The sequence below is a fragment of the Ectothiorhodospira sp. PHS-1 genome, from assembly GCF_000225005.1.
GTDB lineage: Bacteria > Pseudomonadota > Gammaproteobacteria > Ectothiorhodospirales > Ectothiorhodospiraceae > Ectothiorhodospira.
Genome location: NZ_AGBG01000011.1, coordinates 17,422 through 40,526 on the forward strand (window position 1 = coordinate 17,422; position 23,105 = coordinate 40,526).

A 23,105-nucleotide genomic window follows, 5' to 3' on the forward strand; every position below is an offset into this window, starting at 1 on the left:
CGGTATGGAGATGCAATGTCCGAGCAATACCAGGCCCGTATTCCCATCTATCCCCGCAGTGTCAAGGGTCGTTTTCGCAACCTGAAATGGGCCGTTCTGGCCCTGGCCTACGGGGTGTTCTTCCTGTTGCCCTGGCTCCGCTGGGAACGGGCATTCGGGCCTGACCAGGCGGTGCTGTTCGACATCCCCGGCCGACGTTTCTACCTCTTCGATCTGCTGGTGCATCCCCAGGACATCTTCTGGCTGGCCGCGGTGCTCATCATCCTGGCCCTGTTGCTGTTCATGGTCACCGGGCTGGCGGGACGGGTGTTCTGCGGCTATTTCTGTTTCCAGACCCTGTGGACCGACGTGTTCATGGCCATCGAGCGGGCCATCCAGGGTGACCGGGGGGCGCGGATGCGTCTGGACCGGTCGGGCTGGACGGCGGGGCGACTCCTGAAAAAGGGGGCAACCCACGCGGTCTGGCTGGGGGTGGCCTTTCTCACCGGGCTGACCTTCACCCTGTATTGGGCCGACGCGCCCGCCCTGGCAGCGGCCTTTTTCACCGGGCAGGCCCCCTTTGCCGCCTATGCGACCACCGGGTTGCTCACCCTGACCACCTGGCTGCTGGCCGGGGTGCTCCGGGAGCAGGTGTGCACTTACATGTGTCCCTATGCCCGGTTCCAGAGCGTGATGTTCGACCGGGACACCCTCATCATTTCCTATGACCGGGATCGAGGGGAGGGCACCGCGGGTCGGGCCACGTTGCGGGACGGTGGCCGTGACCTTGCCGCGCGCAGGGAGGGCGGGGTGGGTGACTGCATCGACTGTGATTACTGTGTGCAGGTGTGTCCGGTGGGGATCGATATCCGGGATGGCCTGCAGTATCAGTGCATCCACTGCGCCCTGTGCGTGGATGCCTGTGATGCGGTGATGGATCGTCTCAAATGGCCCCGGGGGTTGGTGCGGTACACCTCCGAGCATGCCCTGGCGGGCCAGCGGACCCGTCTGTTCAAGCCCAAGACCCTGGGTTACGGGGTGCCGCTGTTGCTGATCACCCTGCTGCTGGCGTGGGGGGTGGCCCATCAGGCGCCGCTGGACGCTTCGGTGAGTCAGGTCCGTCAGCCGCTGTTCGTGCGTCTGTCGGACGGCTCGATCCAGAACAGTTACGAGATCAAGGTGAACAACAAGACCCAATATCCCATGACCCTGGAGGTACGGGTGTCGGGGCTGGACGGGGCGGTGCTGGACATGGGCCGGATCGAACGGGTGACGCTGATGCCGGAGCATCGGACCACGTTGCTGGCCCGGGTGCGTTATCAGGCCCCGCCGGGGGCGGCGCGCCGGCAGGCGCTGGTGTTCGAGCTGGTGCCGGTGATGCCGGAGGGTCTGGACCCGGTAGTGGTGGGGTCGCAGTTCATACTGAGATAGGTTTTAACCGGAGACACGATCATGGATTCACTCGTCCTCAGCCTGGGTCTTGGCGTCGGTGCCGCCATGGTGCTGTTCTTCATCCTCTACCGCTTCACCCGGCTGCGGGCCTATCAGGTGTCCCTCACGGTGCTGGCGGCGGTGCTGCTGGTGTTCATCCCCGTCTCCATTGTGTTCTGGCCCGGCGCCGATGTCTTCGCCATCCATCTGGCCCTCTACGTGATCACCCCCTATGGCCTGGGCATCATCATGTCCCAGCTGGAAAACCAGAAGGTCCGTGACGGCCGGCAGGCCGGTCGGCTGCGCATCCACTGGGCACCCGCCACCATCGTCGGCTTCTTCCTGGTCATCGCCACCGTCAACGGCATCCTCGTGACCCTGGCTCACCAGGGCATGCCCAGCGGCATGGTGGGACGGCTCCTGCCGGAACCCCGTAGCGGCGCCGAACAGGTGACATCGTTCTTTCCCGGCACCGCCGCCCACATCTCCCACAAGAACCAGGCCCTGGCCCAGAAATACATGGAACAGGCCCGGATTCAGGCCGAGCGGGGCTGGCAGGTGCGTCAGGGCTGGCTGGAGGCCCCGCGTCTGGACAAGGACAGCATCTTTCAGGTGAAGGTCACGGACCGTACCGGCGCCCCGATCAGCCGGGCCCAGGTGATGGGGGAGTTCATGCGCCCCTCCGATGAACGCCTGGATCAGCCGTTTCAGATGACCGAGATCGGTCCCGGCCTGTATCAGGCCCAGTTGCGTTTTCCCGCCCCCGGCCGCTGGGATCTGCTTTTGCAGGTCCGCCAAGGGGAAAACCTGCACGAACAGCGCGGCGTGACCTCGGTGCGTGAAGGGTGAACGCGGTCCTGCAATCCGCCCTGGAAGCCGACGCCCCGGGGGAGGCCCGGGACTGCTTTCATTGCGGCCTGCCGGTGCCCGCTGGCAGCGATTTCAGCCTGACCGTGGACGGCGAGATCCGGGGCTTCTGCTGCCCCGGTTGCCGGGCAGTGGCGGCGGCCATCATTGATGCGGGTCTGGGGGATTATTACCGCCATCGCACGGAAAAGGCCGGCGCCCCGCCGGATCCCGCCGCGGCCCTGGATGCCCTGGCCCTCTACGACAGCGAGCAGGTACAGCGCAGTTTTGTGCATGTGACGCCGGGGAATTTGCGGGAGGCCTCGCTGATGCTGGAGGGCATTGTCTGTGCCGCCTGCGTCTGGCTGAGCGAACGCCATGTGCAGGCCTTGCCGGGGGTGGTGTCCTTTGCCGTGAACTATTCCACCCATCGCGCCCGGGTGCGATGGGATCAGAGCCGGATCAGCCTCAGTGCCATCCTTCGGGCCATCACGGAGATCGGTTACCGGGCCCATCCGTTCGATCCCGGGCGCCAGGAGGCGGTCTTTCGCAAGGAGCGGGATCGGGCCTTGCGGCGTCTGGCGGTGGCGGGCCTGGGGATGATGCAGGTGATGATGATCGCCGTGGCCCTGTGGCTGGGCCATGGGGTGCCCGGCCAGGAAGACATGATGCAGTTCCTGCGCTGGGTGGCCATGCTGGTGGCGGCACCGGTGGTGTTCTATGCCGGTGCCGGTTTCTTTGTGTCCGCCTGGCGGGACCTGCGCCGGCGACGCCTGGGAATGGACGTGCCGGTGGCCCTGGCCATCGGCTCCACCTTTTTCGCCAGTGTCTGGGCCACGGTGACCGGTCATCCGGAGCATGTGTATTTCGAGTCGGTGACCATGTTCGTGTTCTTCCTGCTCACCGGCCGCTATCTGGAGATGGCGGCCCGCCAGCGGGCGGGTCAGGCCACCGAATCCCTGGGGCGACTGTTGCCGGCGGTGGCCACGCGCGTCGGGGACGACGGGGACGAGGAGGTGCCGGTGACCGAGCTGCTGCCCGGAGACCGGGTGCGGATCCGGCCCGGGGCACCGGTGCCGGCGGACGGGGTGGTGCTTTCGGGAACCTCCAGCGTGGACGAATCCCTGCTCACCGGCGAGAGCCTGCCCCGACGCCGGGCGACGGGGGATGCCCTGGTGGGCGGCACGGTGAATGTGGAAAGCCCCCTGGTGATGCGGGTGGCCAAGGTGGGTCAGGATACGGTGCTCTCGTCCATCCAGCGCCTGCTGGCGCGGGCGCAGACGGAAAAGCCCCCCATGGCCCTGCTGGCGGAACGGGGTACGGGTGGGTTCGTGGCGGCGGTCCTGTTGCTGACTCTGGTGACGGGCCTGGTGTGGTGGTTGTGGGTGGATCCGGCTCGCGCCTTCTGGGTGATGGTGACCATGCTGGTGGTGAGCTGTCCGTGCGCCCTGGCCCTGGCCACCCCGGCGGCGATCACGGCGGCCACCGGGGCGTTGACCGGCCGCGGCCTGCTGACGGCCCGGGGTCAGGCCCTGGAACACCTGGCCGGGATCACGGATGTGGTGTTCGACAAGACCGGGACCCTGACCGAGGGGCGCCTGAGCCTGCGGAAGGTGGCGGTGCTGGGGGAGGTGGATGAAGCCGGTTGCCTGGAATATGCCCGCATCCTGGAGGCCGGTTCCGAGCATCCGGTGGGGCGGGTGTTTCAGCGGGTCGGATCAAGCGGCGGTCCGTCTTCGGTGGAGGCCGCCAGGGAGGTCCGTGCCCATCCCGGCCGGGGCATGGAAGGGGTGATCCGGGGCCGTCGGCTGCGCATCGGCGCGCCGGATTTTGTCCGTGAACTCGGCCCCGATACCCAGGCTGACCCGCGTCTGGCGCGTCTGGCCGAACAATGGCCCCATGGGGGGCATGTGGTGCTGGGCGACGACCAGGGCCTGCTGGCGGCCTTCGTGCTGGAGGACCGCACCCGCCCGGACGCCCTGGAAGCCGTGGCGGGACTCAAGGCACGGGGCATCACCGTGCACCTGTTCTCCGGGGATGCCCCGGCGGCGGTGTCCTTTCTTGCCCGGCAACTGGGGATTGAGGATGCCCGGGGTGGGCTGTCCCCGGCGGACAAGCTGACGGCCCTGGAGGCGTTGCAGTCGGCGGGCCGGACGGTGGCCATGGTGGGGGACGGCGTCAATGATGCCCCGGTGCTGTCCAAGGCCCATGTATCGGTGGCCATGGCGGGCGGGACCCAGTTGGCCCAGTCGGGGGCGGACATGATCCTGTATCGGGATCAGCCCGGGGTGCTGCCGGCCGGTCTGGACAAGGCCCGGGAGACGGTGGCCGTGATCCGGCAGAACATCCGCTGGGCCATCGGCTACAACGCCCTGGCACTGCCGGTGGCGGCGGCGGGCCTGCTCACGCCCTGGCTGGCGGCCTTGGGGATGTCCCTGAGTTCGCTGCTGGTGGTGGTGAATGCACTACGGTTACGGGATTCACGCTGATGGAGATGCTCTACATTCTGATCCCCTTGGGGATGATTTTTCTCGGCCTGGCCCTGGTGGCGTTCCTGTGGACGGTACGGTCCGGGCAATACGACGACATGGAGGGTCCGGCACACCGGATCCTCATGGATGACGATGATCCGCGGATTCCGCGCCGTCGTCGGGATGACAGACCCGGTTCCGGGGAGGGTGAGTGATGAATAAGTTGATCGAGTGGGGGCGGGCGCTGCGGCGTCTGCCGGTGCTGAATCACCCCATGTTCAGTTTTGAGAACGGGGCCATGACGTTCATTGTGGCGCTGGTGGTGGTGTCCTGGCTGAGTTTTCTGTCCGTGATTCTGTTTGGGCGTTGAGCCGGGGCTTGGGCTTCCCCCTCATCCCCGGCCCTTCTCCCCGAGGGAGAAGGGAGTAGGAAAGCCCCTCTCCCCTTGCGGGAGAGGGGTTGGGGTGAGGGGGAACTCTCCAGCATGGTTAGCACTCCAACTTCGCGAGTGCTAAACTCGCAGCATTCCGCTTGGAATTGGGGAGGACCGCAATCCATGACAACCGCACTGACTCCGGCTGCCAATCACCTTGCTGTCCCGGTCGGGGATCTGGACAGCTACATCTCGGCCGTCAACCGGCTGCCGGTGCTGGAGGCCGAGGAAGAGCAGGCGCTGGCCCGCCGTCTGCGGGACGAACAGGACCTTGAAGCCGCCCGCAAGTTGGTGATGCATAACCTGCGTTTCGTGGTGCATATCGCCCGCGGCTATTCCGGTTACGGCCTGAACCTGGGGGATCTGATCCAGGAAGGCAACATCGGCCTGATGAAGGCGGTCAAGCGCTTTGACCCTGACATGAATGTGCGCCTGATTTCCTTTGCCGTGCACTGGATCCGGGCCGAGATTCATGAATTCGTGCTGCGCAACTGGCGCATCGTCAAGGTGGCCACCACCAAGGCCCAGCGCAAGCTGTTCTTCAACCTGCGCGGCGCCAAGCAGCGCCTGGGCTGGTTCAGTCAGGACGAGGTGGAAGCCGTGGCCAACGATCTGGGTGTCTCCGCTCGGGAAGTGATGGAGATGGAGTCTCGCCTGGCCGGCCGTGACGTATGCTTTGATCCGGAACCGGATGACGAAGGCACCTATACCGCCGCCCCGGCCGATGTGCTGATGGATCACGAGGGCGACCCGGCCATGCTGATGGAGCGTTCCGACTGGGACAGCTATCACCAGACGCGTCTGCAGGCGGCCCTGGCGGCCCTGGACGAGCGCAGCCGGGCCATCCTGGCGCGTCGCTGGCTGGCGGAGGAGAAGGCGACCCTCCATGAGTTGGCGGCGGAGTACGGCGTCTCGGCGGAGCGGATCCGGCAGCTGGAGAACAATTCCATTCGCAAGCTGCGGCAGGCGATGGTGGCCTAGCACCCGCTTGGGTTCAGGGCGTCCTCAGCGGGGTTCGATGTGGCGCAGGTGCTGGTTCACCGTGATCCATGACCCCGCCAGTCCCAGCAGGGCGCCCAGGCCGAGCAGGGTCAGGGTGCCCCGAAAACCCAGGCCGTCGAGGCGCCATTCCCCACCGTAGAGCTGCGACAGGGTTTGCACCGGACCCGACAGCAGCAGGATGGTGATTGCCACGATCACCGCCGCCATCATGGCACCACCCAGTCCCAGCCATAACCCACCATAGAGAAACGGCCGTCGGATGAAGGCATCCGTGGCCCCCACCAGCTTGGCCACTTCGATCTCTTCCCGTCGATTCTGCACGTCCAGCCGGATGGTGTTGCCCACCACCAGCAGCACGCCCAATCCCAGCAGCAGGGATAGCACCACCATGGACCGTTGCAGCACTTCCATGATGGAAAACAGACGCTGGACCCATTGCAGGTCCAGGAGCGCCCGGGAAACCTCCGGCATGTGGTTCAGGGCATTGACCAGTCCTTCCAGGGCGGCCGTGGAGCGGTGCTCCAGGGCCGGTGTCACCAGGATCAGCGGCGGCAGGGGATTTTCGCCCAGGGTATCCAGGGCTTTGGCAAAACCGGAGTGGGCACGGAACTCCTCCAGGGCCTGGGCGCGGGTAACGGGCAGGGCCTCGGCCACGTCGGCCCGCTGGGCCAGACGGGTAGCCAGGGCCGGCAGCTGGGCATCCGCCACCGAATCTTCGAGAAACACCGAAATCTGGGCCGTCTGCGACCACTGGGGCGTGGCCTGTTGCAGGTTGTTCAGGAACACATGAAGCAGGGTCGGCAGGGTCAGGGCGACGGCGATCACCAGCAGGGTCAGGGCGCTGGAGAAAGGGGCACGGTAGAGCTTGCCCAGACTGAACACCAGTGCCCGCAGGTGATTGATGCCGTAAGCCTGGAACCGGGCATGGACCGGCGGCAGGGTCAGAGCGCGGCGACGTCTCATGCCTCGGCCTCCCGGCGGTGCAGGCGCCCTTCATGGAGATGCACCATGGGCTTGCCCAGGGACGAGATCAGGTTCAGGTCGTGGCTGGCGATCATGACCGTGGTCCCCACCTGATTGAAGCGCAAGAACAGCTGCATGATCTCCCGGGACAAGTGAGGGTCCAGGTTGCCGGTGGGTTCGTCCGCCAGCAGGATGGCGGGCTTGTGGACCACCGCGCGGGCGATGCCCACTCGCTGCTGTTCGCCGGTGGACAGGGTGACGGGTTCGGCATTTTCCTTGTGCAGCAGCCCCACCTTGTCCAGGGCGGCGCGGACGCGGCGGGCGATTTCCTGTTGCTGGTAGCCCTGGATCACCAGGGGCAGGGCCACGTTGTCGAAGACGCTGCGGTCGTGGAGCAGGTGGTGATCCTGGAAGATGATGCCGATCTGGCGCCGGAAGTAGGGCACCTGACGGGCGGAGAGGGATTCCAGGTTCTGGCCGTTGACGACGATCTGGCCCCGGCTGGGGCGCTCGATCAGCGAGATGAGTTTGAGCAGGGTGCTCTTGCCGGCCCCGGAGTGGCCGGTGAGGAAGGCCATGGCGCCCCGGTCCAGGCTCAGGTTGATCCGGGACAGGGCTTCATGGCCGTTGGGGTAGCGCTTGGTGACGTTGCGCAGCAGGATCATGGAAGCGCAGACCTAGTCCCGATCCGACAGCAAGGCCCTGGCAAAGTCTTCGGCGTTGAACTCCCGCAGATCCTCGATCTTTTCTCCCACGCCGATGAAACGCACCGGCACACCCACCCGTTCGGCGATGGCGAACAGGATGCCGCCCTTGGCGGTGCCGTCCAGCTTGGTGACGGCGATACCGGTGAGATCCATGGCCTGATGGAATTCCCGAGCCTGGTTGAGGGCATTCTGGCCGGTACCCGCGTCCACCACCAGCAGCACCTCGTGGGGGGCGTCGGGGGCCTGGCGCTGGATCACCCGCTTCACCTTCTTCAATTCATCCATCAGGTTGGATTGGGTGTGCAGACGACCGGCGGTATCGGCGATGAGCACATCCATGCCTCGGGCCTTGGCGGCCTGCCAGGCATCGAAGATCACCGACGCCGAATCCGCGCCCTGGCCCTGGGCGATCACCGGGGCCTGATTGCGCTCGCCCCAGGTCTGCAGCTGCTCCACCGCGGCGGCCCGGAAGGTGTCGCCGGCCGCCAGCATGACCGACTTGCCCTGCCGGCGCAGATGGTGGGTGAGCTTGCCGATGGTGGTGGTCTTGCCGGCACCGTTGATGCCCAGCACCAGGATCACGTAGGGTTTTTTCCCGGCATCGATCGCCAGGGGCTTCTGCACCGGCTTGAGCACGTCCACCATGGCCCCTTCCAGGGCCTTGACCAGGGCCTCGGCATCCTTGAGTTCCTTGCGGGCGACGCGTCGGGTGAGGCCTTCCAGGATGGTTTCGGTGGCCTCGATACCCACGTCGGCCATGAGCAATCGGGTCTCCAGCTCTTCGAGCAGTTCGTCGTCGATGGTCTTCTTGCCCAGGACCAGGCCCGCCATGCCCTCGGTGAGGGTGGAGGAGGTCTTGGACAGCCCCTTGCGCAGGCGGGAGAACAGGCCCGATTTCGAGGTTTCCTCGCCCGTATCGGCCGTTTCGATCTTCTCGGTCTTCCCGGCCTTTTCAGCCTCCGCCTGCTTGTCGGCCTCCAGGCCGGGGGGGGCCGGGTCGGGCGTTTTCGGCAGACCGGTCGGCATCACCGGGGGTCTGGGTTCGGGCTTGATCTCGGGCGGGGTTTTCAAGGCCGCCGGGGGCGCTGCCGGGGCCGGCGCCGTCGGTTTGGCGGTTTCCTGCCGGGGGGCGGTCGGCTCGATCACCGGTGTGGGCGCTTCGGCGGCGGGTGCTTTCGCGGCCGGGCTGGATGCCGGTTCCGGTTTGGCGGCAGCGGGGCTCACGGGCGGCGGCGGCGGCGCCGGCGCGGCCTTGCCTCGGTCCCGGGGAGACCTGATACCCTCGAGGGGCGTGATGATCTCAAGCCCCTCGATGATTTCCAGGGACTCCACGGGCTCGGCAGCCTGCTTGGGCTGGTCTACGGGCTTTTTCTTCTTGCGGAAACCGAACATGCGCTGATGAGGTCTACGGTGTTCAAGAATGCACATCCTACCACTGAGGGACGTCTGCCGAAATGAAACATAAGATGCCGCGCATAGGTTTGCTGCTGCTCCTGCTGGTGCCGCTCTGGCTCCAGGCCGATCAGGGAAGCCCTGTCCATGAATTCATGCTGGATAACGGCATGAAGGTGCTGGTGTTGCCGGATCAGCGGGCACCGGTGGTGTCGTCCATGGTCTGGTACCGGGTGGGTTCCAGTCATGAGCACGGGGGTATCACCGGGATCTCCCACGCCCTGGAACACATGATGTTCAAGGGTACCGACACCCATCCCGCCGGGGAGTTCTCCCGCATCATCGCCGCCCTGGGCGGGCGGGAGAATGCCTTCACCAGCCGGGACTACACGGCCTATTTCCAGCAACTGGCCGCCGAACATCTGGCGACGGCCCTGAAGCTGGAGGCCGACCGGATGCAGCATCTGGCCCTGCCGGAGGATGAGTTCATCCAGGAGATGCGGGTGGTGCGGGAGGAGCGGCGCCTGCGCACCGAGGACAACCCCAACGCCCTGACCTTCGAGCACTTCAATGCCGTCGCCTGGCTGAACAGCCCCTACGGGATTCCGGTCATCGGCTGGATGGTGGACATCGACGAATACACGGTGGCCGATCTGCGGGACTGGTATGACCGCTGGTATGCCCCCAACAACGCCATCCTGGTGGTGGTGGGCGACGTGGAGCCGGACGCCGTACACGACCTGGCCAGGACCCATTTCGGCCCCATCCCGGCGCGGGATCTGCCGGCGGTGAAATCCCGTACCGAGACCCCGCAGCTGGGCGAACGACGGATCAAGGTGCGGGCGCCGGCGCGGGTTCCCTATCTTTTGATGGGTTACAAGGTGCCGGTGATCATGACCGCCGAGGAAGACTGGGTGCCCTATGCCCTGCAGGTGGCCGCCGGGGTGCTGGATGGTGGACAGAGTGCCCGTTTTGCCCGGGAACTGGTGCGCGAGCGGGAACTGGTGGCTTCTGCCGGGGCCAGTTACAGCCCCCTGTCCCGGCTGGACACCCTGTTCATGCTCAGTGCCACGCCATCCGCCGGCGTGGAGCGGGACGCGGTGGAAGCCGCCCTCACCGAGGCTCTGGAACGCCTGAAGGATGAACTGGTCAGCACCGCCGAACTGGAACGGGTGAAGGCCCAGGTGGTGGCCAGGGAGGTCTATCGCCGGGATTCCATCCAGGGGCAGGCCATGGGGCTGGGAATGCTGGAGAGCGTGGGGTTGCCGTGGCAGCTGGGGGACGAGTTTGCCGAACGCATCCGGGCGGTGACGCCGGAGCAGGTGCAGGCGGTGGCCCGGCGCTATTTCGATGTGGATCGGCGCACGGTGGCCTGGCTGGACCCGCTGCCCATTGATCCGGAAAACCCGCCGGGATATTTCGACGGCCATCTGCGCTGATCGTCTGATTCGCCATTTTCAAGGAATATGCCATGACGACATTTTTCTTCCCGTCAGCCCTGAAACGATCCGGATGGACAGGCCTGCTCATGCTGGTGCTGCTCGCGCCCATGACGGCCTCCGCCGCCTCCGCAGTCCAGCATTGGGAGACGGAAAACGGCCTCAAGGTCTACTTCGTGCCCTCTCCGGCCCTGCCCATGGTAGATGCCCGACTGGTGTTCAATGCCGGCAGCGCCCGGGATGGTGATCATCCCGGCCTGGCCCGTCTGACCAACACCCTGTTGCGGGACGGTGCCGGTGACTGGGATGCCGACACCATTGCCGAACGTTTTGAAGGGGTGGGCGCCCAGTTCGGCGCCACTTCGGAGCGGGACATGGCCATCCTCAACCTGCGTAGCCTGACCCAGCCCGACTGGCTGGAGACGGCGGTGGAGACCTTCGTGACCGTGGTGGGTCAGCCCGCGTTTTCCCAGCGGGGACTGGACCGGACCCGGCGCCAGACTCTGGTTGCCCTCCAGGCCCAGCAGCAGAACCCGGGGGCCATTGCCGGTCGCACCTTCTTCGAGACGGTCTATGCCGGGCATCCCTACGCCCATTCCCCCCTGGGTACCGAGGATGGGCTGGCCGGCATCACCCCGGCACAGCTGAAGTCCTTCCATCAGACCTACTATGTGGCTCGTAACGGCATCCTGGCCCTGGTGGGCGGGCTGGACCGTTCCCAGGCCGAGGCCCTGGCCGAGCGCATCGCCGCCGCCCTGCCGGCGGGGGAGGCGGCCCCGGCCCTGCCCGAGGTGGCCATGCCCGAGGCAGGGCAAACCATCCGGGTAAACTTCCCCTCCGAGCAGGTCCATGTCTTCATGGGGCATCCCGGGATGGCCCGGGGGGATGCGGATCATTTCCCCCTGTATGTGGGCAATCATCGCCTGGGTGGCGGCGGTTTCACCTCCCGGCTGATGGAGGAAGTCCGCACCCAGCGGGGGCTGGCCTATAGCGTCTACAGCTATTTCTCGCCCATGGCGGCGGCGGGACCCTTTCTGATGGGGGTGCAGACCCAGGCCGCCCAGGCGGACGAGGCGGTGGCGGTGATGCGCCGGACCCTGGAGGACTTTGTGGCCTCGGGGCTGGACGAGGACGAACTCAAGGCTGCCCAGTCCAATATCGTCGGCGGTTTCCCCCTGCGCACCGCCAGCAACTCGGGGATCCTGGATCACGTGGCGATGATGGGCTTTTACGGCCTGCCGCTGGACTATCTGGACACCTTCACCGACCAGGTGGAGGCCCTGGATCCGGCCACGGTGAACGAGGCCTTCGGGCGTCGCGTGGATCCGGACCGTCTGGTGACGGTCATCGTCGGCGGGGAGGGTTGATGCGGGCCCGTGTATCGAAGCCGCCCCGGCGCGGCGCGCCGGGGCGATTGCGCATCATCGGCGGCGAGTGGCGCAGTCGGCGGCTGTCGGTGCCCGATGGCCCCGGCCTGCGTCCCACCCCGGACCGGGTACGGGAAACCCTGTTCAACTGGCTGCAGCCGGTGATCCAGGGCGCCCGCTGTCTGGACCTGTTTGCCGGCAGCGGGGCGCTGGGGTTCGAGGCCGCCTCCCGGGGGGCATCGCGGGTGGTGATGGTGGAGCGGGATGCCCGGGTGGCCGCCCATCTCGGAGTCCAGGTGGAAGTCCTGGAGACGGACCGGGTCCAGGTCATGGCGCGGGATGGGCTGGCCTATCTGGCCGCCTGTGACGAATCCTTTGACCTGGTGTTTCTGGACCCGCCCTATGGCAAGGGGCTGTTGCCCGATTGTCTGGCGCATCTGAGCCGTCCCGGTCTGCTGCGGCCCGGGGCGCGCCTGTATCTGGAACAGGCCCTGTCGGAGCCGGAGACGGAACTGCCGGCGGGGTGGACGGTGTTGCGGGAGACCCGTGCCGGAGATGTGTTCGGCAGGCTGGTGGCCCCTTGACCCTGTTGTCCGCCCTTTGCCGCGAGATCTCCCGGGCCTCCGGCAGCCCCTTTGTGCTCCGGGACCGGCGCAGCGCAGCCGGGGGATGCATCAATGAAACCGCCGTGCTGCAGGGGCAGGACGGTCGTGGCTTCTTCGTCAAGCTCAATCGCCCCGACCTGGCACACATGTTCGCCGCCGAGGCGGAAGGCCTGCTGGCCCTGCGGACGCCGGGGGCGATCCGGGTGCCCGAGCCCCTGTGCCACGGGGTGGTCGAGGGGCGCAGCTTTCTGGTGATGGAGCATGTGCCCCTGGGGGGACCGTCGCGCCCGGCCCTGTTCGGGGAACAGTTGGCGGCGCTGCACCGGCATGTGGCCCCCCGTTTCGGCTGGTACCGGGACAACACCATCGGCAGTACCCCCCAGATCAACCCCTGGTGTGACGACTGGGTGGTGTTCTATCGGGAGCATCGGCTGGGCTTCCAGATCCGTCGGGCTGCAAAGGCCGGGGGCGGGGCGGGTCTGATTGACGCCGTAGAGCAGTTGATGGAGGGATTGCCGGCCTTGTTTCCGGGCTACCGTCCCGTGGCTTCAGTGCTGCACGGGGATCTGTGGAGCGGCAACCACGACACCGACCGGGAGGGTCGGCCGGTGATCTTCGATCCGGCGGTGTACTACGGTGACCGGGAGGCCGACGTGGCCATGACCGAGTTGTTCGGCGGTTGCGGCCCCGAGTTCTATGCCGCCTACGAGTCTGTCTGGCCCCTGGACCCGGGTTACCGGGTGCGGCGGGATCTGTACAACCTGTATCACCTGCTCAACCACTTCAATCTGTTCGGCGGGGGGTATGCCGGGCAGTCGGAGCGGGTAGCCCGGCGGTTGCTGGCGGAGGTGAGGTGAGGGAAGCGCTGGGCCGTGTCAAAGGCAGGGCGTGTCCGTATAGCCCGGGGCATCGCAGTAGGCATTCACCGCCGGACGGCCGCCGTTGGCGCCGCTCCAGCGGGCCTGGTGCTGCACCTGGGACTGGCTCAGGCGGGCGGCAGGCGTCACCGGGGGCAGGATGCTGCTCAGGGAGGTGGGACTCATGCCCATGCGCACCTCGTACAGGATCTTGTAGGCCAGCACCCGCTTGACGTAATCCCGGGTCTCGGAGAACGGGATCAGTTCGGCCCAGACATCGGCGGGGATTGCCTCGTCCCGGGGCAGCCATGAGCGCACGCGACCGGCCCCGGCGTTGTAGGCCGCCGTGGAGAGCATGGGATGGCCGCCGAAGTTGTCCAGGTTGCGGCGCAGGTAATAGGTGCCGATGCTTACGTTCAGGTCCGGGTCCAGCAACTGCATGGGATTGCTGACCGTGGCGCCCACATGGGGGGCCATGGCACGGCCGGTATCCGGCATGATCTGCATCAGACCCATGGCGCCGGCGTGGGAACGGGCGTCCTGCATGAAGGCGCTTTCCTGGCGGGCCACCGCCATGGCCCAGGCCGGATTGATGCCTTGTGCCGTGGCCCTTTCCATGATCAGGGGGGCATGGGCGAGGGGGAAGCGCAGGTCGATGTCGTCGAAACGCTGGGCGCGGGCGGCGGCGAAGATGGCCCGATCATGCCAGCCGATCTGTCCGGCGATCAGGGCCAGTGCCTCCAGGTCGCCCCGGTCCCGTTGTTGCAGGCGATTCTGCAGATGTATCCATTCCCGCCGGGCGTCGATGAGACGGCCCAGGGCGAGCATTTCGAGGGAGCGGGCCAGCCCCGGGTCCTCGCTGACCCGCGCCATGCGGTCGGGAGTGACGTCCAGCGGACGGTGACCGATGCGGTAGGGACGTTCCAGGCGGTCGGCGGCCAGGAAACCGTAGAAGTTGCGTTCCTCGCTGACGCCGTCGTAGAGGGCCCGGGCACCCCGGTGGTCTCCCATCTGTTCCAGGGCGCGGGCGTGCCAGTAACGCCAGGCGGCCTCCTGCCGGGCCTCGCCGCTCATGCGGGTGACGGCCTTGGCGACGGTCTCCCAGTCGCCCTTGGCCAGGGCGGCCCGGAGCTGCCATTGCCGCAGCAGGTCATCGAACACCGCGTCGGGCAGGGTGGCCAGATAGGGCAGGGCATCCTGCCTTTCCCGCAGGGTCAGGCGCAGGGCGATGAAGCGCTGGGTCTCGTAGGCATCTTCCCGGGCCATGCCCCAGTCCCGCCGGTCGGACTCCCACAGGGTCAGGGCCTCGCGGGGGGCGCGTCGGGCCAGCCGGTTGAAACTCTGGACGATGGCATCGCGAGCGCCCGGGTGGGCATCGGCCCGCCACTGGATGCGGGCCAGGCCGGCAGGGTCTTCGTAAAGACTGAGCCAGCGGTCGGCCCAGACCCGGTCGCTCTCGGGCATGTAGCGGCGCAGGTAGCGGGCCAGGCCGGGCTGACCGGCCTCCATCGCCAGCCGGAAGCGCTCCCAGGCGAGCTGGGGTGTCAGGCGGCCCGCCTCGCGCCAGGCATTGAACACCGGGTCACACTCGCCGACCTGGGAGCGCCCCACCAGCCAGAGGGTTTCCACGCCGTTCAGGGCCTGGTCACGGCGACCGGTCCTGAGCAGGGCGTTGTGGTACTGGCAGGCGTAGGTGGCGCCGAGGCCGTCCTGGTAATAACGCAGGTAGTCTTCCCAGCGCCCCTGCCCGGCCAGATGGCCGAGCCAGCGGGTGCGCAGGCGCTGGCCCAGGGGACTGTCGCCCCAGCGTTCCAGGAACCGGTCCATCTCCTCCGGCTGGATCTGGGGGAAGCGGGCGTTGAGGTCGGCATGGATCAGGTAGGGCAGCAGGGCGTAGTCCTGCAGTTCCCGCACGCCTTGCTGGAAGGCGGCGCGATTGCCCTGCTGCAGGGCACGTTCCGTTTGCACGAAACGTTCGCGCTGGGCGTCGGTGCCGGTGGTGAGGGCCGTGGCCGGGCCGGAGAGGAGGATCAGCAGCGGGAGCAGGTAGCCCGTCAGACGACGCGATGACATGGATGTAACCCCTTCCGGGTGGACCGGCGTAGGCTTGGGGAGATGGCGACCTTGGAGGAACATCGAGTAAGTCCCCTTCCGTCACCCCCGCGAAAGCGGGAGTCCAGAGTGTTCGGTGTGTTGCCGGATTCCCACTTTCGCGGGAATGACGTGCTTTGAATCTTCTTGGTGTGTTCCGAACCCTTCTTAAGATGCGACTTTAAAGTGGCAATCCCGGGTCGTGCAAGGGGGGGCTGCCCTTGCCGGATCTTCAGACATCCCGCCACTGTCCCGGCGCCAGTCCGTCCAGGGTCCAGGTGCCGATCCGGTGGCGGATCAGACGCAGGGTGGGGTGGCCCACCGCGGCGGTCATGCGCCTGACCTGCCGGTTGCGGCCTTCATGGAGGGTCAGTTCCAGCCAGGTGACGGGGATGTGGCGGCGCTCACGGATGGGCGGGTCCCGCGGCCAGAGTCCCGCCGGTTCATCCATGATCCGTACCTCGGCCGGTCGGGTCGGGCCGTCCTTGAGCAGCACCCCCGTTGCCAGGGTGTGGAGGGCCTTTGGGTCCGGCACCCCTTCCACCTGCACCCAGTAGGTCTTGCCCATGTGATGGGCCGGATCGGTGATGCGGGCCTGCAGGCGACCATTGTTGGTCAGCACCACCAGACCCTCGCTGTCCCGGTCCAGTCGGCCGGCGGCGTAGACGCCGGGGACGGGAACGAAGTCGGCCAGGGTGCGACGCCCCTGACCGTCGGTGAACTGGGTGAGGACGTCGTAGGGCTTGTTCAGCAGAATGACGCGGGTTGCGGGGTTGCGTGATGGCCGGACGACGGGTCGCCGGGGAGGTGGTCCGGTTCTAGAGGCCAAGGGGATGGCTCCCCGCGCTGCCCAGGCTGCCGGCGAGCAGCATCAGGCCCAGGCCCAGGATCAGCAGTCCGCCCATGAGGGTGATGGTCTGGCCCGCCCAGGCCATGGCCCGGTATTCGCCGCCGCCCGCCAGTCGGACTGCCAGATGGCGGGCCTTGACGGCCAGGATGGCCAGGACGGACACGGTGATGGCCGTGCCCAGGGACATGGCCAGGACGGCGAAGATGCCCGCCAGCCACAAACCCAGCAGATGGGCGGCCACCAGCACCAGGATGGCGCCGGTGCAGGGCCGGATGCCCACCGCCACGATGGTGGCGATCATGGCGGACAGGCTGCCCGCCTCGGCGGCCTGCCGGGGGGTGACGTGGTGGGCGTGACCACACCCGCAGCCGGGTCCGTGGGGGTGGGTCACGTCCTGGGGCAGGGTGGGCCGCAGGCCATGACCGGCCAGGGGGGCGGTGGTGAGGGGTTGCAGCCGGATTGGCGCCGGCGCCTGTGCCCGATACAGGCGCAGATAACCCCGTAACGCCCGAAAACTGAGCCAGGCCCCCAGCAAGGCCACCAGGGCAAAGCTGATCTGTTCCAGCAGGTAGGCCCGGCCCATGGCTTCACGGGCGGCCATGCCGGCGATGAGCAGGACGCCGGATACCAGCGCGATGGCGGTGATGCCCTGCAGCATGGCCGAGGCAAAGGACAGGCTCAGGGCGCGCCGCAAGTGCTGGCGGTGGGTGAGCAGGTAAGTGGTGATCACGGCCTTGCCGTGGCCGGGGCCGGCGGCATGGAAGATGCCGTAGAGAAAACTCACCAGGATCAGCGCCCCCGCACTGGCGGGGCCGGGGTTTTCCCGTACCTGCCCCATGCCGTCGGCCAGCCGGCGGTGCAGCTGACGCTGCTGGGTGATGACCCAGGCCACCATGCGATCCCGCAAGCCGGCTTGAGACGGGGCTTCGTCCTCGAACAGCATCAACGGCTGAGCGGGCGTGCTGGGCGGCGGGCCGCCGCCGGTCAGCGCCGAGGCATGGACGTGCAGGGGCAGCAGCAGGGCCGCCAGACAGAGGATGATCAGTCGGTGCATCGGATTTCAGCCCGTTCGGCAAAGTGCTTGCCCAGATCCGGGTCGCCGGTCTGGTCGTAATCCAGGGCCATGGCCCTGGCCACCATGACCGGGTCGGGTCGGGGTTGACGGATGCGGATCTCGCAGCGCTCCGAGCCACCCTCCAGATGGGGCACGGTGTTTTCGGCGTGCAGGATTTCAATGAAATAGGTGGGATCGAAGACGGCATAGCGCAAGGGAGCCCGGACCGGGTCCACGGGCTGGCGAAAATGCAGGCTGAAGCTCAGTGCCAGGCGCCCGTTGATCTCCTTCAAGGTCGGGTTCTCGGCGCGCACGTCGCGGATGACCTGTTCACCGTGATGGATTTCAGTGAAGAAATGGTAGTCGGTGAGGTTCTCGATCACCTGCCGGGCGATGTCGGCCAGTTTTTCTTCCCGGGTGTCGCCGGCGGCGTTGTGGGCCATCTCGTCCAGCAGGAAGACGCTGTAGAAGGGGTCCATCAGCCAGGTCTGGTGCAGCCGGGTGACGTGCCCGGACCCATCGAACACGGCGGTGACCTCCAGGTCGATCCAGGCATGGGGATGGGCACCGGCCGGGCCGGCGGGCAAGGCCAGCCCGGCCAGGAGCAGCAGGCAGCAGAGGCAGTGCAGGGGTCGTGTGAGGCCTGGGTATGACATGGTTGCAAACGTGCCTGAAATGCGTCGGGTTATAGGGACAGCGGCCGGGCGGTCGGGGTTCCCGCCAGGCCGAGTTCCCCGTGCAGGGAGCGCCATCGGTCCTCGTCGCCGGGGCCGGGGCGCAGGTCCAGTCCGTCGGGTAGCGGTATCCCGCAATGGATGCCCGTCAGCCGCCGGGCCAGGCGCACCGTGTCCTGGTGGGTTTCGATCAGCGCCATCAGCCGCCTGGCGCCGCGGATGGGCATGTGGCCCACGGCCGGGATGTCCGCCAGCAGGGCGTCCAGGGTGTCGGTGCGCCGGAGCAGGCGGGCCGCGGTACTCATGCCCACGCCGGGGATGCCGGGGATGTTGTCCACCTTGTCGCCGGCCAGGGCCAGCTGGTCCGCCACCTGGTCCGGACGGACGCCGAGCAGCTTGCGGATGCCGCCGGGGTCCAGGCGCCGGTTTTGGCGCGGTTCCCACCACAGGTCGCCGTCATGCACCAGTTGGGTCAGATCCTTGTCGCCGGTGGCCAGGATCACCGTGCGTCCGGCCCGGCGTTCGCGGTCGGCCAGGGTACCGATGAGGTCGTCCGCCTCGAACTCCCGGCTGGACAGGGTGGTCAGGCCGCAGGCATCCAGCAGTTCACGGCAGAGTCGGAACTGGCGTTTCAGGGCCTCCGGCGCCGGCGGCCGGTGGGCCTTGTAGGGGGGGTAGATGGACTGGCGGTAGTGCCGGCCCAGACTTTCGTCGAAGGCGAAGGCAATCCGCTCGGGACGTTCTTCCCGCATCAGGGTGCGGACGAAATTCATGAAGCCCACCACCGCGTTCACCGGCTGACCCCGGGGGCAGGTGAGGGTGTCGGGCAGGGCGAACCAGGCGCGGAAGATGAAGATGCTGGTGTCGACAAGGTAGGTGGGCGTGTTCACGGCTCGATTGTATCAGGGCGGGCACGGGGAGAAGGCTTCCCGTGGGCGCGATATCTGTTAACTTGCAGTTCTGATCCCAAAACCGCCGTCTGTCCGGCGAAGGAGTTGTCATGAAGGTGACCGTGGAGCTGGATGCCACCCCGGAGGAACTGCGTGCCTTTCTCGGACTGCCCGATGTGGCGCCGCTGCAGAAGGAGATGATGGACGACCTGTCCCGGCGCATCCGCGAGGGGCAGCAGGGTTACGAGTCCCTGGCCCTGATGCAGCCCATGCTGCAAAGCGGCATCGCCAACATGGACGCCATGCAGAAAATGTTCTGGCAGGCGTTCACCCAGAGCGGCGGTGATGCCGACAAGAAGAAATGACCTACCGTTGCATGGGGGTGCTTTCTGCTAGAATCCCGCCCTTGTTCATCCCATCGAGTACTCTGGAGGTAGTTTCATGAAGAACCCCGTGCGCGTTGCCGTCACCGGCGCGGCTGGTCAGATCTCCTACAGCCTCTTGTTCCGCATCGCCTCCGGCGACATGCTCGGCAAGGATCAGCCCGTCATTCTGCAGCTGCTGGAAATCACCCCGGCCATGGACGCCCTGCGCGGCGTGGTGATGGAACTGGAAGACTGTGCCTTCCCGCTGCTGGCCGGTACCGTGATCTCCGACAAGCCGGAAGAGGCCTTTGCCGATGCGGATTACGCCCTGCTGGTGGGTGCCCGTCCCCGTGGTCCGGGCATGGAGCGTAAGGACCTGCTGGAAGCCAATGCGGCCATTTTCTCCGTGCAGGGTAAGGCCCTGAACGCGGTGGCCAGCCGTCAGGTGAAGGTGCTGGTGGTGGGCAATCCCGCCAATACCAATGCCCTGATCGCCCAGCGCAATGCGCCGGATCTGGATCCACGCAACTTCACCGCCATGACCCGTCTGGATCACAACCGTGCCCTGGCCCAGCTGGCCGGCAAGACCGGTGCCGCCACCACGGACATCCGTCAGATGATCATCTGGGGCAACCATTCCGCCACCCAGTATCCGGACATCAGCCAGGCCTCCGTGAAGGGTGACGCCGCTGCCGGTCTGGTGCCCCGTGACTGGTATGAAACCGACTTCATTCCCACCGTGCAGCAGCGCGGTGCCGCGATCATCAAGGCCCGTGGTGCTTCTTCCGCCGCTTCCGCCGCCAGTTCCGCCATTGATCACATCCGTGACTGGGCTCTGGGTACGCCGGATGGCGACTGGGTGAGCATGGCCGTGCCTTCCGACGGCAGTTACGGCATCGAGGAAGGTCTGATCTACTCCTTCCCCGTCACCTGCAAGAATGGTGATTACACCATCGTGCAGGAGCTGGAGATCGATGCATTCAGCCGCGAGCGCATGACCGTGACCGAGCAGGAACTGCGGGAAGAGCGCGACAGCGTGGCGCATCTGCTGCCCTGACGGTGTGTCGCCCCCCTTGTCTCCTTGGGGGAGGAGGGGGGCGTTCGGGATGTTTTCAATGTCCGTGACTGGATTCCCGCGTTCGCGGGAATGACGATGTGCAAGGGAATGACGAATCTCTAATTTGTCGGGCCGATGGCCCCCTCTGTTCGCCGGGCAAACAGGTCATGTTCCGAGGCGTCGATGATCTCCACGTCGGCCCAATCTCCGGGGCGCAATGCTTCCCCATCTTCCACGAAGACAAGACCGTCGATCTCCGGGGCGTCCGCGCTGGAGCGGGCGATGGCGGTGCCGTCCTCGTCCAGATCGTCCACCAGTACCCGCATCCGCCGCCCCACCTTCTCCGCCAGCCGGGCCTCGCTGATCCCGGCCTGGACTTCCATGAATCGGGCCATGCGCGCCTCCTTGACCGCCTCGGGTACCGCGCCGGGCAGGTCGTTGGCGGGGGCGCCGTCCACCGGTGAATAGGTGAAGCAGCCCACCCGGTCCAGCCGGGCCTCGCGGATAAAGTCCAGCAGGGTTTCGAAGTCGTCGTCCGTCTCACCGGGAAAACCGACGATGAAGGTGCTGCGCAGGGTGATGTCCGGGCAGACCTCCCGCCATTGCCGGATTCGCTCCAGTACCCGTTCCGCGGCCGCCGGTCGGCGCATGGCCTTGAGAATGCGGGGACTGCCGTGCTGCAGGGGGATGTCCAGGTAGGGCAGGATGCGTCCATCCGCCATCAGCGGGATCAGGTCATCCACGTGAGGGTAGGGGTAGACATAGTGCATCCGCACCCAGACCCCCAGGCTGCCCAGGGCCTCGGCCAGGCTCTGGATGTGGGTGCGCAGGGGCTTGCCGCCCCAGAACCCGGTGCGGTATTTCACGTCCACCCCGTAGGCGCCGGAGTCCTGGGAGATGACCAGTAGCTCCTTGACGCCGGCGGCCACCAGATGCTCGGCTTCCTGCATCACCTCGCCCACGGGGCGGCTGACCAGATCGCCGCGAAAGCGAGGGATGATGCAGAAGCTGCAGTGGTGATTGCAGCCCTCGGAAATCTTCAGATAGGCAAAGTGCCGGGGCGTGAGACGCACGCCCTGGGGCGGCACCAGGCTCTCGAAGGGATCGTGGGGGGCGGGCAGATGGGCGTGTACCGCCGCCATGACCTGTTCGTAGGCATGGGGGCCGGAGACGGCCAGGACCTGGGGAAAGCGCTCGCGGATCCGGTCGGCGTCCGCGCCCAGGCAGCCGGTGACGATGACCCGACCGTTTTCCGCCAGGGCCTCGCCGATGGCATCCAGGGATTCGGTGACGGCGGCGTCGATGAAGCCGCAGGTGTTGACCACCACCAGATCGGCATCGGCATAGCTGGGGGAGACGCCGTAGCCTTCGGCACGGAGCTGGGTGAGGATGCGTTCGGAGTCGGACAGGGCCTTGGGGCAGCCCAGGCTGATGAAACCGACGCGGGGAGGGATGGCAGTGGAAAGCTGGTTCACGGATGACTCGCAAAAGGGGCGGCGGGGCGGTTAAAGGGGCCGCCCATCCACGCGCGCCTTGTATCTGATGGGAGCATCCAGTATATTGCTGCTCTTTTCTTGGCGCTATACAGAGCTTTCGAGGGTGCTTTCATGAAGGCGGATATCCATCCCGATTATCACGATGTCACCGTGAGCTGCAGCTGCGGTAACACGTTCACCACCCGTTCCACCCAGGCCGGTGACAGCCTGCAGGTGGAAGTCTGCTCCGCCTGCCATCCGTTCTATACCGGCAAGCAGAAGATCGTCGATACGGCCGGCCAGGTGGACAAGTTCCGTCGTCGCTACGGAATGTAAGATCGGGCCGGATTCATGGCTCGAATGACAGGTTTGAAGGCAAGGGCGCTGCTGGTCGGCGCCCTTGTTGCGTTTGCGGCCGGCGCAGTCCAGGCCGTGACCCTGCCGGAGTCCTGCGGCGGCCCGGTGGGGCGGGTGGAACAGGCGCGGGTCAACCATGTCCATGACGGGGATACCGTGCGTCTTTCCGACGGCACCCGGGTGCGCATGATCGGTCTGGACACCCCGGAGATCTTTTGGCGGGAGAACAGCGCCGAACCCTTCGGTCACGAGGCCAGGGATGCCCTGGTCGAGATCCTGGAGTCCCACGACTACCGGGTATTGCTGGTGCATGACCGGGAGCGCCGTGATCATTATCAGCGGCGTCTGGCCCATCTGTTCACGCCGGACGGCAGGCCCATCCATGCCGAACTGCTGGCCCGCGGCCTGGCGGTGGCGCTGACCATCCCTCCCAATGACTGGAATCTGCAATGTTACCGGGATGCGGAGGCCCAGGCCCGTGAGGCGGGGCTGAAGATCTGGGCGCAGGACCATCTGCGGGTGTTCAGGGCGGAGGAACTGCCGCCGGACACCGAGGGGTTCCGGCGGGTGGAGGGCCGTGTGGTCCGTGTGGGGGAGAGCGACCGCTCCCACTGGATCAATCTGGAAGGGAATGTGGCCTTCCGGATCGATCACGAGGACATGGTTCATTTCCCGGGCCTGGATCCGGCGACGTTGCGGGGACGCGAGGTGATGGGGCGGGGGCTGGTCTACAGTCATCGGGGCCAGCCGCGCATCCGGATCCGTCATCCCGCCGATCTGCAGATCCTGGACTGACTTTT

The 23,105-nt window shown here is 66.7% G+C and carries 23 protein-coding genes; 14 read left to right on the top strand and 9 right to left on the bottom strand.

Annotated features, from left to right (window positions below):
• Positions 1 to 15 precede the first annotated feature (15 nt).
• The 6 genes from ccoG to rpoH all read left to right on the top strand — a co-directional run bounded on the left by ccoG (position 16) and on the right by rpoH (position 6,141).
• Positions 16 to 1,410 carry a cytochrome c oxidase accessory protein CcoG gene (gene ccoG, locus ECTPHS_RS06470; RefSeq protein WP_008931902.1) on the top strand — a complete coding sequence of 465 codons (1,395 nt, stop codon included), beginning with the start codon at positions 16 to 18 and terminating at the stop codon, positions 1,408 to 1,410.
• A gap of 21 nt (positions 1,411 to 1,431) precedes the next feature.
• Complete coding sequence (locus ECTPHS_RS06475; RefSeq protein ID WP_008931903.1) at positions 1,432 to 2,259, top strand: FixH family protein; 828 nt, start codon at positions 1,432 to 1,434, stop codon at positions 2,257 to 2,259.
• Positions 2,256 to 4,745, top strand: coding sequence for a heavy metal translocating P-type ATPase (locus tag ECTPHS_RS06480; RefSeq protein WP_008931904.1), 2,490 nt, complete (start codon positions 2,256 to 2,258; stop codon positions 4,743 to 4,745). Before ECTPHS_RS06475 ends, ECTPHS_RS06480 begins: the two co-directional genes overlap by 4 nt.
• Positions 4,745 to 4,942, top strand: a complete 198-nt coding sequence (ccoS, locus tag ECTPHS_RS06485) for a cbb3-type cytochrome oxidase assembly protein CcoS (protein WP_008931905.1) — start codon at positions 4,745 to 4,747, stop codon at positions 4,940 to 4,942. The genes ECTPHS_RS06480 and ccoS overlap by 1 nt, the downstream gene beginning before the upstream one ends.
• Positions 4,942 to 5,097 carry a hypothetical protein gene (locus ECTPHS_RS14765; protein WP_008931906.1) on the top strand — a complete coding sequence of 52 codons (156 nt, stop codon included), beginning with the start codon at positions 4,942 to 4,944 and terminating at the stop codon, positions 5,095 to 5,097. The genes ccoS and ECTPHS_RS14765 overlap by 1 nt, the downstream gene beginning before the upstream one ends.
• A 186-nt stretch (positions 5,098 to 5,283) precedes the next feature.
• On the top strand, positions 5,284 to 6,141 hold the full coding sequence (gene rpoH, locus ECTPHS_RS06490; protein WP_008931907.1) for an RNA polymerase sigma factor RpoH: 858 nt from the start codon (positions 5,284 to 5,286) through the stop codon (positions 6,139 to 6,141).
• 24 nt (positions 6,142 to 6,165) lie between these two features.
• On the opposite strand, the gene ftsX is transcribed toward rpoH, so the two are convergent.
• From ftsX to ftsY, 3 genes are read right to left on the bottom strand one after another with little or no spacing between them, the layout of a single operon-like run.
• Positions 6,166 to 7,125 (bottom strand): permease-like cell division protein FtsX, encoded by a 960-nt coding sequence (gene ftsX, locus ECTPHS_RS06495; protein ID WP_008931908.1) that lies wholly within the window; start codon positions 7,123 to 7,125, stop codon positions 6,166 to 6,168.
• Positions 7,122 to 7,790 carry a cell division ATP-binding protein FtsE gene (ftsE, locus tag ECTPHS_RS06500; RefSeq protein ID WP_008931909.1) on the bottom strand — a complete coding sequence of 223 codons (669 nt, stop codon included), beginning with the start codon at positions 7,788 to 7,790 and terminating at the stop codon, positions 7,122 to 7,124. The genes ftsX and ftsE overlap by 4 nt, the downstream gene beginning before the upstream one ends.
• A 12-nt stretch (positions 7,791 to 7,802) precedes the next feature.
• Complete coding sequence (gene ftsY / locus ECTPHS_RS06505) at positions 7,803 to 8,858, bottom strand: signal recognition particle-docking protein FtsY (protein WP_371200082.1); 1,056 nt, start codon at positions 8,856 to 8,858, stop codon at positions 7,803 to 7,805.
• A gap of 440 nt (positions 8,859 to 9,298) precedes the next feature.
• Between ftsY and ECTPHS_RS06510 the strand changes: the two genes are divergently transcribed.
• From ECTPHS_RS06510 to ECTPHS_RS06525, 4 genes are read left to right on the top strand one after another with little or no spacing between them, the layout of a single operon-like run.
• On the top strand, positions 9,299 to 10,663 hold the full coding sequence (locus ECTPHS_RS06510; protein ID WP_008931911.1) for a pitrilysin family protein: 1,365 nt from the start codon (positions 9,299 to 9,301) through the stop codon (positions 10,661 to 10,663).
• A gap of 32 nt (positions 10,664 to 10,695) precedes the next feature.
• Positions 10,696 to 12,030, top strand: coding sequence for a pitrilysin family protein (locus tag ECTPHS_RS06515; RefSeq protein WP_040405342.1), 1,335 nt, complete (start codon positions 10,696 to 10,698; stop codon positions 12,028 to 12,030).
• Entirely contained in the window at positions 12,030 to 12,614 is a 585-nt protein-coding gene (rsmD, locus tag ECTPHS_RS06520) for a 16S rRNA (guanine(966)-N(2))-methyltransferase RsmD (protein WP_008931913.1), read from the top strand. The genes ECTPHS_RS06515 and rsmD overlap by 1 nt, the downstream gene beginning before the upstream one ends.
• The gene (locus tag ECTPHS_RS06525) at positions 12,611 to 13,492 is read left to right on the top strand and encodes a fructosamine kinase family protein (RefSeq protein ID WP_008931914.1); all 882 of its coding nucleotides are present in this window, start codon (positions 12,611 to 12,613) and stop codon (positions 13,490 to 13,492) included. Before rsmD ends, ECTPHS_RS06525 begins: the two co-directional genes overlap by 4 nt.
• A gap of 18 nt (positions 13,493 to 13,510) precedes the next feature.
• On the opposite strand, the gene ECTPHS_RS06530 is transcribed toward ECTPHS_RS06525, so the two are convergent.
• The 5 genes from ECTPHS_RS06530 to ECTPHS_RS06550 form a co-directional block, all read right to left on the bottom strand.
• Entirely contained in the window at positions 13,511 to 15,565 is a 2,055-nt protein-coding gene (locus tag ECTPHS_RS06530; RefSeq protein ID WP_008931915.1) for a transglycosylase SLT domain-containing protein, read from the bottom strand.
• A gap of 250 nt (positions 15,566 to 15,815) precedes the next feature.
• Positions 15,816 to 16,340, bottom strand: coding sequence for a pseudouridine synthase (locus ECTPHS_RS06535; RefSeq protein ID WP_246828330.1), 525 nt, complete (start codon positions 16,338 to 16,340; stop codon positions 15,816 to 15,818).
• A 61-nt stretch (positions 16,341 to 16,401) separates the two neighbouring features.
• Complete coding sequence (locus ECTPHS_RS06540; RefSeq protein WP_008931917.1) at positions 16,402 to 17,487, bottom strand: nickel/cobalt transporter; 1,086 nt, start codon at positions 17,485 to 17,487, stop codon at positions 16,402 to 16,404.
• Entirely contained in the window at positions 17,475 to 18,143 is a 669-nt protein-coding gene (locus tag ECTPHS_RS06545; protein ID WP_008931918.1) for a DUF1007 family protein, read from the bottom strand. Before ECTPHS_RS06545 ends, ECTPHS_RS06540 begins: the two co-directional genes overlap by 13 nt.
• A gap of 29 nt (positions 18,144 to 18,172) precedes the next feature.
• Positions 18,173 to 19,051, bottom strand: coding sequence for a 5'-3' exonuclease H3TH domain-containing protein (locus tag ECTPHS_RS06550; RefSeq protein WP_008931919.1), 879 nt, complete (start codon positions 19,049 to 19,051; stop codon positions 18,173 to 18,175).
• A gap of 110 nt (positions 19,052 to 19,161) precedes the next feature.
• On the opposite strand from ECTPHS_RS06550, the gene ECTPHS_RS06555 reads away from it, so the two are divergent.
• Positions 19,162 to 19,416, top strand: coding sequence for a DUF6489 family protein (locus tag ECTPHS_RS06555; protein WP_008931920.1), 255 nt, complete (start codon positions 19,162 to 19,164; stop codon positions 19,414 to 19,416).
• 76 nt (positions 19,417 to 19,492) lie between these two features.
• Positions 19,493 to 20,473 (top strand): malate dehydrogenase, encoded by a 981-nt coding sequence (locus tag ECTPHS_RS06560; protein ID WP_008931921.1) that lies wholly within the window; start codon positions 19,493 to 19,495, stop codon positions 20,471 to 20,473.
• Positions 20,474 to 20,592: 119 nt separating this feature from the next.
• On the opposite strand, the gene rimO is transcribed toward ECTPHS_RS06560, so the two are convergent.
• On the bottom strand, positions 20,593 to 21,948 hold the full coding sequence (rimO, locus tag ECTPHS_RS06565) for a 30S ribosomal protein S12 methylthiotransferase RimO (RefSeq protein ID WP_008931922.1): 1,356 nt from the start codon (positions 21,946 to 21,948) through the stop codon (positions 20,593 to 20,595).
• A gap of 132 nt (positions 21,949 to 22,080) precedes the next feature.
• Here rimO and rpmE point away from each other — a divergent pair, with 132 nt between their 5' ends.
• Complete coding sequence (gene rpmE / locus ECTPHS_RS06570) at positions 22,081 to 22,284, top strand: 50S ribosomal protein L31 (protein ID WP_008931923.1); 204 nt, start codon at positions 22,081 to 22,083, stop codon at positions 22,282 to 22,284.
• A gap of 24 nt (positions 22,285 to 22,308) precedes the next feature.
• A complete protein-coding gene (locus ECTPHS_RS06575; protein ID WP_008931924.1) occupies positions 22,309 to 23,100 on the top strand; it encodes a thermonuclease family protein in 792 nt (263 codons plus the stop codon).
• The last annotated feature ends 5 nt before the right edge of the window (positions 23,101 to 23,105 follow it).